We start from the raw sequence: 12,995 nt of genomic DNA, 5'->3' as shown, positions 1-12,995 counted from the left end.
GCAATATCCCATGATGCGAGACAAATGCACCCATATTTTGGGAAATTGCACCGGGTGCCGTTAGATTCGGGAGCCATGAGGAACCACGAACCCCGCACCGCAACGGTGGACCGTTCAGCAGCCGTCGCGGTCACCGCCTTCCCCCTGTTCATCCTCGCCGGCACCGTCGTCGCGTTCATCGCACCGGAACCGTTCATCCCGCTGACAGACCACATCAACCTCTTCCTCATGGTCATCATGTTCAGCATGGGCCTGACGTTGACCGTCCCGGACTTCACCGTGATCGCCAAGCGTCCCACCCCGGTGATCGTCGGCGTCGTGGCACAGTTCGTCGTCATGCCGCTGCTGGCGATCCTCGTCGCCAAGGTCCTGGGGCTCAACTCCGCACTCGCCGTCGGCCTGCTGATGCTCGGCTCCGTCCCCGGCGGGACCGCCTCCAACGTGATCGCCTACCTCGCCAAAGGTGACGTCGCGGTGTCTGTGGCGATGACCAGCGTCTCCACCCTGGTCTCCCCGATCATGACCCCGGCACTGATGCTGCTGCTCGCCGACACCCGCACCGGGGTCGACGGCGCCGGCATGGCGCTGAGCCTGGTGCAGACCGTCCTGCTGCCGGTCGTCGGCGGCCTCGTGGTCCGTACGGTGCTCAACCGGTGGGTCGACCGGATCTCCCCGGTGCTGCCCTGGCTGTCCATCGTCGGCATCGGCGGCGTGGTCTTCCCCGCGGTGGCGAACAACGCCGACCGCCTGGCCGAGGTCGGACTCATCGTCTTCGCCGCCGTGCTCCTCCACAACGTCTGCGGCTACATCCTCGGGTACCTCACCGGCCGACTCTTCCGCCTGCCGGAGCCGGTCAACCGAACCATGGCGGTGGAGATCGGAACCCAGTCCGCCGGACTCGCCTCCGGCATGGCGGGACGCTTCTTCTCCCCCGAAGCCGCGCTGCCCGGCGCCGTCGCCGCGGTGATGCACAACATCACCGGCTCCGTCTACGCCGCGCTGGCCCGCCGCCGTCCGATCGCCCCTGCCGCCACCGGCTCCACCGACTCCGCATCCTCCACGTCGACCGGTGCCGCACCGGCAGCCGACACCGGGTCGACGTCTCAGCCGACGATCTCGTAGCTGTCCGCGGTGACGCGGGTGGTGACGCCGTCCGCGGTGATCAGGGCGGCGTCCGGCTGGGTCAGGTCCACCACGAACCGGTCACCGACACCGGTGACGGCCCCGTCCTCGAGAGCTCCGGCGCGGTTGATGCCGGCCGCATTGCCGAGCAGCGCGTACAGCGCGGGGTCACCGCCGGCGCGGTACGCCACACCGTTGGCGTCCCCGCCGCGGGTGGCGTCCCACCCGGCGTGGAAGTTCTCTGCCTGGCAGCCCCAGTCGAAGCCGTCGGTCTCCTGGCTGTCGCGGAACATGCAGATCATCGAGTCCTGGCCGTTGAGGGGGACGGTGTAGTCGGCCATCGCCACCTGGTTCGGCGGCGCCACGTCCCCACCCGGCGTCGCCTTCGGCGCGGGGGCCGGTGCACCGTCCCCGGCGGGCTCATCTGCAGGCTCACCGGCGGGCGTCGGCTGCGGCGCATCGCCGTCCGTGGGCCCGGCCGCCGACGACTCCGCGGCCTGGTCCGACATGGTGGAGGAGACGGCGGCCTCGCCCGGGTCGGCGCTGACCGCCGCCCCGGAGCCCTGTGCCTCGTCGACCCCTGCCCCGTCGTCGGAACACCCGGCCAGGACCAGGCCGGCGGCGGTCACGACGGCGAGCCCCGCCGCGGGAAGGAACGCGCCTCGTCGGATTCCGGTCACATCACGCACAGGGCTCATCTCCAGTATCTGTAGTTCACAGCAGTGTCACCACCACCGTGCCACACCCGTACGGTGCAGCGCTACAGGACGACGGACATCCCCCACGTCGGGCCCACGGTCGGCTTCGCTACCATGGCGTAAATGGCGATGTCAGTCTTCCGGGACCGTCGCGGCCCCGTCCTCATAGCGATCATGCTGTCGTCCGCCCTCATGGCGGTGGACGCCACCGTGCTGGCCACGGCGGTACCGAGCATCGTCGCCGACCTCGGCGAGTTCTCCCGCTACCCCTGGCTGTTCTCCGGCTACCTGCTGGCCCAGGCCGTGACGGTCCCCGTGTTCTCCCGGCTCGCCGACACCTACGGCCGCAAACCGGTGATCCTCACCGGCATCGGCGTGTTCGTCCTCGGTTCCGCCCTGGCGGTTCTCGCCCCCAGCATGACCGTCCTCATCCTCTGCCGGATCGTCCAGGGCATCGGCGCCGGCGCCGTGCAACCGATGGGCCAGACGATCGCCGGCGACATCTACACCGTGCGTGAGCGGGCGAAGGTCCAGGGATACCTGGCCAGTGTCTGGGCGCTCTCATCGATGTTCGGCCCGCTGATCGGCGGGCTCTTCTCCCAGTACGTCTCATGGCGCTGGATCTTCGTGCTCAACGTCCCCCTGGGGCTGCTCGCCGCCACGATGGTCTGGCGCAACTTCCACGAGCAGGTGGAGAGGACACGGCACCGCATCGACGTCGAAGGCGCACTGGTGCTCACCCTCGCCCTGACACTGCTGCTGCTCGGGCTGCTGGAGGGCGGCGAGGCATGGGCGTGGAACTCCACGGCGTCGCTGGTGTGTTTCCTCGGCGGGGCCGCCGCACTGGTGCTGTTCGTGTTCATCGAACGCCACGCCGCCGAACCCGTGGTCAACCTGCGCCTGCTCTCCCGCCGGCTGATCGTGCACGCCGTGCTGATCTCGGCGGCGATCGGCGGCATCGTCCTGGGACTCACCAGCTTCGTGCCCACCTACCTGGAACGGGCCGCCGGCGCCACGCCGGTGGCCGCCGGGATCGCCGTCGCCGCGCTGACCATCGCCTGGCCACTGGCCAGCGCCAATGCCGGACGGATCTACGTACCCCACGGGTTCCGCGCCTCCATCACCCTCGGATCCTCGATCGTGATGGTCGGGGCGGTCCTGCTGCTCCTGGTGGTGGGACAGCGGAACATCTGGCTCATCGTCGCCGTGGCCCTGGTGCTCGGTGCAGGCCTCGGGTTCACCGCCGCGCCGAACGTGGTGGCCGCGCAGTCCTCCGTCGGCTGGTCGGAACGTGCCGAGGTCACCGGGCTCACGATGTTCGCCCGCTCCGCCGGCAGCGCCGTCGCCGTCGCGGTGTACGGCACGATCTCCAACGCCGTCATCGGCGACGGCGACGGTGCGACGGACCCCGCCACGGTGGTCGACGCCACGACCGGCGTGTTCTACGGCGTCGTCGGCGCCGCCCTGCTGCTGCTCGTGGCCGCGTGGACACTACCGAGGCAGCGAAGGCAGCCGGAGGACGACGGGCAGGCCGGTGCCTTACGATAGTGGGATGAAGCTCCTCCGCGTTGTCCTCAACATCCTCTGGCTGATCACCGGCGGAATCTGGTTGTCGCTCGGCTACCTCGTCTTCGGTGTCGTCGCCTGCATCTTCATCATCACCATCCCCGCGGGCGTGGCGTCGTTCCGGATGGCCAGCTACGCCCTGTGGCCGTTCGGCCGCACCGTGGTCCGCAAGTCCGGTGCCGGGGTCGGCTCCGGACTGATGAACGTCGTGTGGTTCCTGGTCGCCGGTCTGTGGCTGGCCCTCGGGCACATCGTCACCGCCGCCGTCCAGGCGATCACGATCATCGGACTCCCCCTCGCCTGGGCGAACCTGAAGATGATCCCCGTGACCTGCTTCCCCTTCGGCAAGACGATCGTCCCCGACGCCTCGGCACAGGTCGTCCCGGCCCCATGACGCAGACCGACTACCTCGTCATCGGCGCCGGCCTGACCGGTACGGCCGTGGCCCGGGAACTGGCTGACCTGGGCCGGTCGGTGGTCCTCGTCGACCGCGATGTCCCGGCGTCCGCCCACGGCAGCTCCCACGGTTCCGCCCGGATCTTCCGGTACCCCTACCCGGACCCGCTGTACACACGGCTGGTGGTGGAGGCCGCGGCGATGTGGGACGACCTCGAGAAGCGCAGCGGTCACAGGCTCATCACCCCCTCCGGCGCGGTCGACCACGGCTCACTGCGAGACCCGGTGCACCTGGCCCGGGTACTCGACGACGCCGGGGTGGAGCATGAACTCCTGAGCCCCGCGGACGCCGCCGCACGCTGGCCGCACATGACCTTCGACACCGGGGCCGCCACCGGTACCGCCACCGCGACCGACGGGAACCGGCCGGTGCTCTGGCACCCGGGGGCCGGGGTGATCGACGCCGAGTCGACGGTCCACGCCCAGGCCGCCGAGGCGCGCCGCGGCGGCGCGGTCGTCCTGGACCGCTGGGAGGCCGCCAGTGTGCGCCGCCGCGGCGGGTCGCGGACCGGATACACGGTCACCTCGACGACAGGGGAGGTCCTCGAGGCCGGACATGTCGTGGTCTGTGCCGGCGGGTGGGTCAACGACCTCCTGGCACACACCGACCTGCCCGAGGGGTTCCGTGCCCGGCTGCCGCGCGCACGGGTGAGCCAGGAGTACGCCTACCACTTCCCCTACCGGGACGAGGCCGACTGCGGAGCCACGCCGGATGGCTCCTCCACCAGCTGGCCGACGACCATCCACCTCCGCGAGGAGATGCAGGTCTACACCCTTCCCGGCGGTCGCGACGCGGGACACCGTGGGCAGAAGGTCGCGGAGTTCAACGGCGGACGGGCGATGCCCTCGGCGTCCCTCCAGGACGGCCGGATCGACCCGGCCAACCGTGCCAGGGTCGTCGAGTATGTCCGCCGGTATCTCCCGGGACTCGTCCCCGAACCGTTCGCGGAGACGACGTGCCTGTTCACCACCCTGCCCGACGACGACTTCCTCGTCGACACCGCCGAGGCTGTCACGGTGGTCTCACCGTGCTCCGGACACGGCGCCAAATTCGCCCCGCTCATCGGGTCGATGGCTGCTCGACTCGCCACCGGCCGGGCCGAGGTACCCGACCGCTTCCGCGCCCGGGCGTAGACCCCCCGGGCACAGGCCCCCGGGAACAGACCCCGGGGCACAGACCCCGGCATCCCCCGTCCGCTCACCACCCCACACCGGTGGACCGGGCGTACAGGTGCTCCGGACGCCCGGAGCTGCCGTAACGCAACCGCACGGTCACCACACCACGTCCCGCCAACGCCGACAACCGGCGCTGCGCCGTCGCCCGCGAGACCCCGGTGAGCTCGGCGACCTCCGTCGCGGACCTCTCCCCCGTCCCCAACGCACCGAGGACCAGGTCCTCGGTGCTGTTCCCCGCCGCCGTCACCGGCTGGGAGGTCCCGTGCATCGCCGCCAGCGCCCGGTCGATCTCCTCCTGCTTCATCGGGTGCGGTGTGCCGGTGATCCTCCGGAACCGCAGGAACCGGTCCAGCCGCTCCACCAGCGACTGCCGGGTGAATGGTTTGACCAGGTACGCGTGGACCCCGGCCGTCAGTGCACGACGGACGGTGGCCGCCTCCACCGCAGCGGACAGGACGAACGCGTCCGTCGAACTTCCTCGCACCAACTCGATACCGTCGCCGTCCGGCAGGTAGACGTCGGCGAGGACGAGGTCCGGCGGGCGTGTGGCGAGCTCCGCCCGCGCCTCGGCGCACGTTCCCACCGTCGCCTGCACCTCGAACCCGTCCACCCCGGCGACGATGTCGGCGTGGATCGAGGCGACCCGGAAGTCGTCGTCGACGACCAGGACCTGCAGGTCCCGGTGGGTGGACGTGGTCGTCGTCCTCGCTGTCATGGCCGTTCCTCGCCTTCTCGTGTCGGTGCGCCGTCGGTACCTGCCGTGAACACCCCGGGGAGCCGGACCCCGAACACCGCTCCGTGCCCCGGGGACGCGCCTCCCCGTTCGATGACCCAGAGTGCGCCGCCACGCCGGTCCACCAGCTCCCGGGTGAGGGTGAGGCCGATGCCGTAACCGTGGACCCTGTCCCCGGTACCGCTGTCCGGTCCGTGTCCCCGGTCCTGTCCCCGGTCCTGCTGCCGTTCCTGCTCCGTGGCGCCGTCCAGTCCGTTGCCGGAATCCGCCACGACCAGGGTCAGGGCGCCGCCGTCCTGCATCGCGGTGACCTCGACCCACCGGTCGCCGTCGCGGACGGACAGGGCCGCGGTGACCGCGTTGTCCACCAGGTTACCCAGCACCGTGGCGACATCCTCCACCGCTCCGGGGCCGTCGAGGACGTCCAGCACCAGGGTCTCCTCGCTGATCCTCAGACCGACCCCACGTTCGCTGGCCTCCATGGCCTTGCCGCCCAGGAACGACTGCAGGAACGGCTCACCGAGCAGCTCCGCGCCCTGCAACGGGAAGTCCACCGGGCCTCGGTCCGCCATGTCCTGGAGGAAGGCACGGGCGTCGTCCACCCGTCCGGCGTCGAGCAGCCCCGAGGCGGTGTGGATGCGGTTGGCGAACTCGTGGCGCTGCACCCGCAGGGTCTCCCCCAGTGCCTGCACGGTGCCGAGCCTGCGGGTCAGGGCGGTCAGGTCCGTCCGGTCCCGGACGACGACCACGGTACCGAGATGGTGCCCGGCGCGGGTGACCGGGCGTGCGTCCAGGTAAAGGACGCGGCCGCCGACCACGACATTGTCGAAGGAGCCGTCGAGCCCGTCGACGACACGCGCCGGCAGCCCCAGGTCCCGCACAGTGAGGCCCTGCACCCTGTCACCGTCCCGGTCGCCACCCCGGTCGCCACCCCGGTCGCCGAGCCCGAAGAGCCGCGACGCGACTTCGTTGACCACCTCGATCTCGCCGTCTGGGTTCACCGACAGCACGCCGTCCTCGACCCCGTCCAAAACCGCGGCGTGGTGGCGGACCAGCTCGACGAGGTCCTCGGGCTGCAGCCCCAGCGTCAGCCGTTCCCACCGCCGTGTGGTCAACAGGCTGGCGACCACCCCGATGAGCAGTGCGGCGGACCCCGCCGTCCCCACGCCGACCATGACCAGGGGCAGGTCGTCGAACACGCTGGCACGACGGAACCCCACACTGACCTCGCCGACCGGCCGGCTGTCGGAGACGTCCCTGACCGAGTCGTCGGCGGCGTAGACCGGGACCTTCGCCCGGGCGGAGTGGCCGAGCGTCCCGGTCTCCCAGGCGGTGACCTCCTCGCCGCGCAGCGCGGCCTCGTGGTCGGTGCTGACCTGCTCGCCGATGCGTTCCGGGTCCGGGTGCGCCAGGCGGATACCGTCGGCGTCGGTGATCACCACGAACAGGGCACCGGTCCGGGCCTCCACTCCCGCGGCGAGATCCTCCAGATCCGGTGCGGGGGCTCCCGCCGGCACCCCGGCCCGGACCTGGGGGTCCTCGGCCACCGACCGTGCGATGGCGACGGCCGAGTGCATGGCCTCCTGCTTGAGCCTCTCGACCGACAGCCAGGCGAAGATGCCGGAGCACACCGCCACGACGGCGACGACCGTCAGCACCTGGAGGAGGAGGACCCTCGTTGAGAAACGCACGTCGGGAAGTGTACGGCACGCCTCCGCACCACCGGTGAGCACAATGCGCACAAGTCATTGATTGCATAGAAGATGGCCCAACGCACACAAGCCCCCCGCTGTGTCTCCGGTCACTTTATCCTCTCCCTGTCCGGTCAGACACACCTGAAGGAGATGCGATGACCACCGCAGACACTCTGCTGCTGGCGGCAGACTACAACCTGAGCCACACCCCGTCCGACGGGATCCTCGTCGCCCTCGGGTTCCTCATGATCCTCACGTTCATGGCGCTGATCATGACCAGCCGCATGACGCCGATGCTGGCGCTGATCCTCGTCCCCACCGTCTTCGGCCTGATCGGCGGCGCAGGTCTCGGAATCGGCGACATGGTCCTCGACGCCATCAAGGACATGGCGCCGACCGCCGCGCTGCTCATGTTCGCGATCATGTACTTCGGGATCATGATCAACGTCGGGCTCTTCGACCCCCTGATCAGCTGGATCACCCGCATCCTCGGCAACGACCCGGCGAAGGTCGTCGTCGGCACCGCCGTCCTCGCCGGTGTCGTCTCCCTCGACGGCGACGGTTCGACGACCTTCATCATCACCACCTCGGCGATGCTGCCGCTGTACCTCCGCCTGGGCATGAGCCCGGTGGTCCTGACCTGCGTGGCCGGCCTGATCAACGGCACCATGAACATCGTGCCGTGGGGTGGGCCGACCGTGCGCGCCGCCGCCGCGCTGGGCGTCGAACCGTCCGAGGTGTTCGTCCCGATGCTGCCGTCACTGGGTGCCGGCCTGGTGATCTGCTTCATCTTCGCCTGGCTCCTGGGCCAGGCCGAGCGTAAGCGCCTCGGACGGATCGAGACCTCCCACCTGACCGGGATGGGCGGGCCGGCCACCGCACCCAACGAGGCCCCCGCGACCACCGAGTCCACGGCGCAGGCTGTGCAGACGTCGATGGCGGACACGATGCTCGACCCGGACCGGGCGTCGCTGCGGCCGAAACTGCTGTGGTTCAACCTCGCGCTCACCGTCGCTGTGATGGTGCTGCTGGTCGCCGATATCTTCCCCCTCGCCTTCGTCTTCATGGTGGGTGCCGCCGTCGCCCTCACCGTGAACTTCCCGCGGCTGAAGGACCAGGCCAACGAGATGGTCGCGCACTCCAGCTCCATCGTCGCCGTGGTCGGCATGGTGCTCGCCGCCGGCGTCCTCGTCGGTGTGCTGGACGGTACCGGCATGGTCACGGCCATGGCGGAGTGGATCACCTCGGTCATCCCGGACTCCCTCGGCGGGTACCTGGCGCCGATCACCGGTCTGCTGTCGATGCCGATGACCTTCTTCATGTCCAACGACGCCTTCTACTTCGGCATCCTCCCCGTCCTCGCCGAGAGCGCCTCGCACTTCGGCATCGAGCCGGTGCAGATGGCCCAGGCGTCGATCACCGGACAGCCCGTCCACATGCAGTCCCCCCTGGTCCCGGCGATCCTGCTCCTGGTCTCCCTGGCCAACGTGGAGCTGGGCGCCCACCACCGCAAGGTGCTCTGGCGGGCGGCCGTGGTGTCGGTGGTAATGCTGGCCGTCGGTGTCCTCGTCGGCCCCATCCCGTTCCACGTCGGCTGACCGGCACGGCACACCACCCGGTCAGCGGATCTGGTCGAACCGGACCTCGGACATCGTGGCGTTGACGTCCACGGTCACCGTGTGCTCGGCGTCCCGACCGGTGTCGCCGGCATTGTCACCGCGGCTTTTCACGAGCGTGTTGTCGAAGCTCGCGCAGTCGACCTCGCTCATGGTCAGCGACTCGCAGTTGACCCTGACCCGGTAGGACGGCCCGTCGGTGGTCTCCGGGAAGAGCATGCCCACCGAGCCCATGGTCGTCGACAGGGTGATCCTGCTGTCCTGCTCCACCGTGGCCCCGGTGAAGTCGAGGGTCGGCGAACTCATGGTGAAGGAGTAGTCGCGGTCACCGTCCACCACCGGGACGGTCCGGGTGCCGCTGCTGAACGTACCGGACGTGGACGTCCCGTCCTCGGAGGTCACGCCGCCCCAGCGGGGGAACAGCACCCCGGCCAGGACGATCGCCCCACCGACGAGTGCGAGGACCACCGCCAGCACCGCCGCGACGACCAGGGCCTTGACCCCGCGGCGCTTCTTCTTCGGTCCGGTGGGACCGGCGTCCTCGTCCACGGTGGGCTCACCGGGGTCCGGCAGGTCCCAGGCGAACGGTGCCGTGCCCAGCGGGTCCCACGACGGCGGCTGCGTCCGGGGAGGTTCGAAACCCGGCGCGGCGTCGACACCGTCGAGGTCGATCGTCGGCGCGCCGTCCTCGACCGGTGCGGTACCGTACGGTGGCGTCGGAGCTGACGGTGCCGTCGGTGCCGCAGCTGTTGTGGCGGCCGTCGGTGCCGTCTGGGCTGTGGCGCGGTGGTCGTCGCGGTCGAGCAACCCGGCGGGTGCCACCGGCTGGCGTTCGTAGAGCAACCACCAGGCCACACCGGTCAGCGCGGCGGACACCACGATGCCGGTCAGGGTGATCCCGCCGCTGAGGATGCCACCGAAGACCAGGAACACCGCGCCGATGACCAGGGTCCCGACAGCCAGGGAACGGTCGTCGGCGAAGCGGGGGTCACGCTCGCCGCGCACGAGCACCTCCAGCGGAGTCCGCGGGACGGTGTAGCGCCTCATGACCAACAGGGCGATGCCGTAGACCCACAGGCCGACGCCGCCGAGGAAGGCCATGAGGACGAACACCAGGCGGACCAGCAGGGGCGAGACCTGGTAGCGCACCGCGATGCCCTCGCACACGCCGAAGAACCAGGACCGGGTCGACTGACTGCGCGGGAAGCGGACGGGGCGGGTGTCCCACATCCGGCGGACGGTGGATTCGAAGCTGCCCCGGGGAGCACCCGGGGTCGTTGACTGTGTGCCGTAACTCATGGACCCCATTCTTCGCGGAACCCCCTGCGACCACATCGGGGATGCCCCGGATATCGACCCTGATCCTGGCGTCGTCCTACTCCTCGCCCACTCCCCTACGGCCCCTGACTGTCTCCGGGGCCCGTGCGATCTCAGGGTGGTCCCCGATACCCTGAGGCCCCCGGCCCTGGCAGTCTGGGAACCATGTCCCCTCTTCCCGTTCCGGCCGGGCACGCTGCACGGCGTCCCGGTCCGCCCACCCCCGACCTGTACCGGGTCGCCGACGGAGAAGTCGTCGCCGGCGTGTGCACCGGGCTCGCCGCGCACCTGGGTGTCCGTCTCACGGTGGTACGCCTGTTCTTCGCTCTGGCCTGCACCGTCGCCGGCGTCGGCCTCATCGCCTACGGCGCCCTGTGGGTGTTCACCACCCGCGTCGACACCGCCGGTGACGCCTCGAACGCCGCTGCCGAGCGCTCCGTGCGCCACCGTGGCCTCGACCCCGGCCTGGTGAACCGTCCGGCGGCCGGGGTGGACCGGATGCTGGTGGCCCTGGCGTGCGTCCTGTTCATCGGCGGCGCCGCGATCCAACCGCAGGTCGCGGTGAGTGTGATCCTGCTCGCCGGCGGCGTGCTCCTGGTGTGGCGGACCTTCGGCCCGAACGCCCTGGCCGGGGCCACGGGCACTGACGGACGGCTCGGCCAGGCGGACCGACGGGAGCAGCTGCGGCGCGTCCCCGGCGGACTGCAGTGGGCGAGCCTGGTGGGCGGCGTCGTCCTGCTGGCCGTCGGTATCGGCTACACCCTCTTCGGTGTCCGCGCCGACGGCGGGACCGGGGCCGACGGCGGGTCCGGCGGAGTGGTGGTCCCCGCCCTCATCGCCGCCGTCGCGTTGATCGCCGGTTTCATCGTGGTGCTCATCCCGCTGTGGCTGCGGCTGTGGTCGATGGCGAACACCAACGCCCGCGAACGCGCCGCCGAGGAGGAGCGGGCCCGGATCGCGGCGCGCATCCACGACTCCGTCCTGCAGACACTGACCCTGATCCAGAAGAAGTCGGCTGAACCCGAGATCGCGCAGATGGCGCGGAGCCAGGAACGCCAGCTCCGCCAGTGGCTCTTCGCCCCCGGTGAGTCCGTGCGCACCGAGACCCTGTTCGGCGCACTCCGGGTCGCCTGCGGCGAGGTCGAGGACACCTTCGGCGTGCAGATCCGCCCCGTCATCGTCGGTGAGGACCGCGACACCGACGACGCCTCGGTTGCCTTGCTCCTCGCCGGCCGCGAGGCGATGGTCAACGCCGCCAAGCACTCCGGCTGCCAGGAGATCAACGTCTACCTCGAGGCCGGCGACGGTAACAGCGACGGTAACGGCGACGACGGGATCGAGCTGTTCGTCCGGGACCGGGGTCCCGGCTTCCGCGTCGAGGACATCCCCGAGGACCGTCAGGGGGTGCGCGCCTCGATCCTGGACCGGATGGCCCGCGTCGGCGGTACCGTGGAGATCGACTCGGGCCAGTTCGGCACCGAGGTGATCCTCACGCTGAAAGCGCAGACGTCGAAAGGGCAGACACGGTGACCGAGCCAGACAGGACCCCGGCGACCGGGCCGGTGACGGTCTTCCTCGTCGACGACCACTCGATGTTCCGGACCGGGGTACGTGCCGAGTTGGACGGCCGCCCCGAAGTCCGCGTCATCGGGGAAGCCGGTTCCGTCGGCGACGCCGTCGACGGCATCCACGAACACGCACCCCAGGTGGTGCTGCTGGATGTGCACATGCCCGACGGCGGCGGACTGCAGGTACTGCGCCGACTCCGGGCCGACGGGGGCGCCACGGCCCCGGACGGTCCGGACGAGACCGTCCCCCGGTTCCTCGGGCTGAGTGTCTCCGACGACCCCACCGACGTGATCTCCCTGATCCGGGGCGGTGCACGGGGCTACGTGACCAAGAACATCGGCGGCGGTGAACTCGTGGACAGCATCCTGCGGGTGCACTCCGGTGACGCGGTGTTCTCCCCACGGTTGGCTGGCTACGTCCTCGACGCCTTCACCGCCGGGCCCGACGACGGGGCCCCGGCCGGTGCCGTCGCCGGCCGGTCCGGGCAGACTGCCCCGGCGGAGCCGACGGACCTGGCGGAACCGTCCGAACCCGCCCCGCTGCCCGACGACGCCGACCAGACCGTCCTGTCGACCCTCACCCCACGGGAGAAGGAGGTGCTGCGGCTCCTCGCCCGCGGCTACACCTACCGGGAGATGGCCGGGCGGCTGTTCATCTCGGTGAAGACCGTCGAGACCCACGTCTCCAACGTGCTGCGCAAGACCCAGCAGACCAACCGACACTCCCTGTCACGGTGGGCGTCCGACAACAGGCTGGGATAGACGTGTAGAAGTGGTGGGCATGAGCAACCAGAACTCCAGCTACACCGTCAACGTCGTCCGTGGGGCCGCTGCCGGGGACACGGCCGGGCCCACCTGGTACGCCACGGTGGCCGGTGTCGACGGTGCCGTCGTCCGGGGCGACGACTTCGAGGACCTCGAGGCCGCCGTCCGCCGGACACTCGCCGAGCTCGCCGGCGAACCCCAGGGCACCGACCCGGAACTCGTCTGGCAGATCGACAGCGACGCCGAGACGTCCCGCCAGGTGCCGCTGAACCCGATGTGACACA

At 70.4% G+C, this 12,995-nt stretch carries 12 protein-coding genes; 8 read left to right on the top strand and 4 right to left on the bottom strand.

Annotated elements, in window-relative coordinates:
• The first annotated feature begins 75 nt into the window (after nt 1–75).
• Entirely contained in the window at nt 76–1,122 is a 1,047-nt protein-coding gene (locus tag MUN33_RS07070; RefSeq protein ID WP_244804199.1) for a bile acid:sodium symporter family protein, read from the top strand.
• Here the strand turns inward: MUN33_RS07070 and MUN33_RS07065 are convergent.
• On the bottom strand, nt 1,104–1,820 hold the full coding sequence (locus MUN33_RS07065; RefSeq protein ID WP_244804198.1) for a hypothetical protein: 717 nt from the start codon (nt 1,818–1,820) through the stop codon (nt 1,104–1,106). The two genes, MUN33_RS07070 and MUN33_RS07065, sit on opposite strands and share 19 nt — an antisense overlap.
• Before the next feature lie 123 nt (nt 1,821–1,943).
• Between MUN33_RS07065 and MUN33_RS07060 the strand changes: the two genes are divergently transcribed.
• From MUN33_RS07060 to MUN33_RS07050, 3 genes are read left to right on the top strand one after another with little or no spacing between them, the layout of a single operon-like run.
• The gene (locus MUN33_RS07060) at nt 1,944–3,368 is read left to right on the top strand and encodes an MFS transporter (RefSeq protein WP_244804197.1); all 1,425 of its coding nucleotides are present in this window, start codon (nt 1,944–1,946) and stop codon (nt 3,366–3,368) included.
• A 4-nt stretch (nt 3,369–3,372) separates the two neighbouring features.
• Nucleotides 3,373–3,780: a YccF domain-containing protein gene (locus MUN33_RS07055; RefSeq protein ID WP_244804196.1), complete on the top strand. Its 408-nt coding sequence runs from the start codon at nt 3,373–3,375 to the stop codon at nt 3,778–3,780.
• Nucleotides 3,777–4,976 (top strand): FAD-dependent oxidoreductase, encoded by a 1,200-nt coding sequence (locus MUN33_RS07050; protein ID WP_244804195.1) that lies wholly within the window; start codon nt 3,777–3,779, stop codon nt 4,974–4,976. The genes MUN33_RS07055 and MUN33_RS07050 overlap by 4 nt, the downstream gene beginning before the upstream one ends.
• Before the next feature lie 64 nt (nt 4,977–5,040).
• Here the strand turns inward: MUN33_RS07050 and MUN33_RS07045 are convergent, their stop codons facing one another.
• Nucleotides 5,041–5,733 (bottom strand): response regulator, encoded by a 693-nt coding sequence (locus tag MUN33_RS07045; RefSeq protein ID WP_244804194.1) that lies wholly within the window; start codon nt 5,731–5,733, stop codon nt 5,041–5,043.
• Nucleotides 5,730–7,442: a sensor histidine kinase gene (locus tag MUN33_RS07040; protein ID WP_244804193.1), complete on the bottom strand. Its 1,713-nt coding sequence runs from the start codon at nt 7,440–7,442 to the stop codon at nt 5,730–5,732. The genes MUN33_RS07045 and MUN33_RS07040 overlap by 4 nt, the downstream gene beginning before the upstream one ends.
• A 158-nt stretch (nt 7,443–7,600) precedes the next feature.
• On the opposite strand from MUN33_RS07040, the gene citH reads away from it, so the two are divergent.
• Entirely contained in the window at nt 7,601–9,043 is a 1,443-nt protein-coding gene (gene citH / locus MUN33_RS07035; RefSeq protein WP_255806608.1) for a citrate transporter CitH, read from the top strand.
• 21 nt (nt 9,044–9,064) lie between these two features.
• Here citH and MUN33_RS07030 read toward each other — a convergent pair whose 3' ends face one another.
• On the bottom strand, nt 9,065–10,360 hold the full coding sequence (locus MUN33_RS07030) for a PspC domain-containing protein (protein WP_244804192.1): 1,296 nt from the start codon (nt 10,358–10,360) through the stop codon (nt 9,065–9,067).
• A 183-nt stretch (nt 10,361–10,543) separates the two neighbouring features.
• On the opposite strand from MUN33_RS07030, the gene MUN33_RS07025 reads away from it, so the two are divergent.
• The 3 genes from MUN33_RS07025 to MUN33_RS07015 all read left to right on the top strand — a co-directional run bounded on the left by MUN33_RS07025 (nt 10,544) and on the right by MUN33_RS07015 (nt 12,991).
• A complete protein-coding gene (locus MUN33_RS07025) occupies nt 10,544–11,908 on the top strand; it encodes an ATP-binding protein (RefSeq protein WP_244804191.1) in 1,365 nt (454 codons plus the stop codon).
• A gap of 62 nt (nt 11,909–11,970) precedes the next feature.
• On the top strand, nt 11,971–12,708 hold the full coding sequence (locus MUN33_RS07020; protein ID WP_244804427.1) for a LuxR C-terminal-related transcriptional regulator: 738 nt from the start codon (nt 11,971–11,973) through the stop codon (nt 12,706–12,708).
• A gap of 19 nt (nt 12,709–12,727) precedes the next feature.
• Entirely contained in the window at nt 12,728–12,991 is a 264-nt protein-coding gene (locus tag MUN33_RS07015) for a hypothetical protein (protein ID WP_244804190.1), read from the top strand.
• Nucleotides 12,992–12,995: the final 4 nt, after the last annotated feature.

The sequence above is a fragment of the Corynebacterium kalidii genome (assembly GCF_022869005.1).
In the GTDB taxonomy this organism is placed as follows: domain Bacteria; phylum Actinomycetota; class Actinomycetes; order Mycobacteriales; family Mycobacteriaceae; genus Corynebacterium; species Corynebacterium kalidii.
This window is presented reverse-complemented; position numbering and strand designations above follow the sequence as displayed.

Coding starts and splice junctions, on each gene's coding strand:
- MUN33_RS07070 (WP_244804199.1), top strand. CDS start 76: ATGAGGAACCACGAACCCCGCACCGCAACGGTGGACCGTTCAGCAGCC.
- MUN33_RS07065 (WP_244804198.1), bottom strand. CDS start 1,820: ATGAGCCCTGTGCGTGATGTGACCGGAATCCGACGAGGCGCGTTCCTT.
- MUN33_RS07055 (WP_244804196.1), top strand. CDS start 3,373: ATGAAGCTCCTCCGCGTTGTCCTCAACATCCTCTGGCTGATCACCGGC.
- MUN33_RS07025 (WP_244804191.1), top strand. CDS start 10,544: ATGTCCCCTCTTCCCGTTCCGGCCGGGCACGCTGCACGGCGTCCCGGT.
- MUN33_RS07015 (WP_244804190.1), top strand. CDS start 12,728: ATGAGCAACCAGAACTCCAGCTACACCGTCAACGTCGTCCGTGGGGCC.
- MUN33_RS07020 (WP_244804427.1), top strand. CDS start 11,971: ATGTTCCGGACCGGGGTACGTGCCGAGTTGGACGGCCGCCCCGAAGTC.
- MUN33_RS07030 (WP_244804192.1), bottom strand. CDS start 10,360: ATGAGTTACGGCACACAGTCAACGACCCCGGGTGCTCCCCGGGGCAGC.
- citH (WP_255806608.1), top strand. CDS start 7,601: ATGACCACCGCAGACACTCTGCTGCTGGCGGCAGACTACAACCTGAGC.
- MUN33_RS07045 (WP_244804194.1), bottom strand. CDS start 5,733: ATGACAGCGAGGACGACGACCACGTCCACCCACCGGGACCTGCAGGTC.
- MUN33_RS07050 (WP_244804195.1), top strand. CDS start 3,777: ATGACGCAGACCGACTACCTCGTCATCGGCGCCGGCCTGACCGGTACG.
- MUN33_RS07060 (WP_244804197.1), top strand. CDS start 1,944: ATGGCGATGTCAGTCTTCCGGGACCGTCGCGGCCCCGTCCTCATAGCG.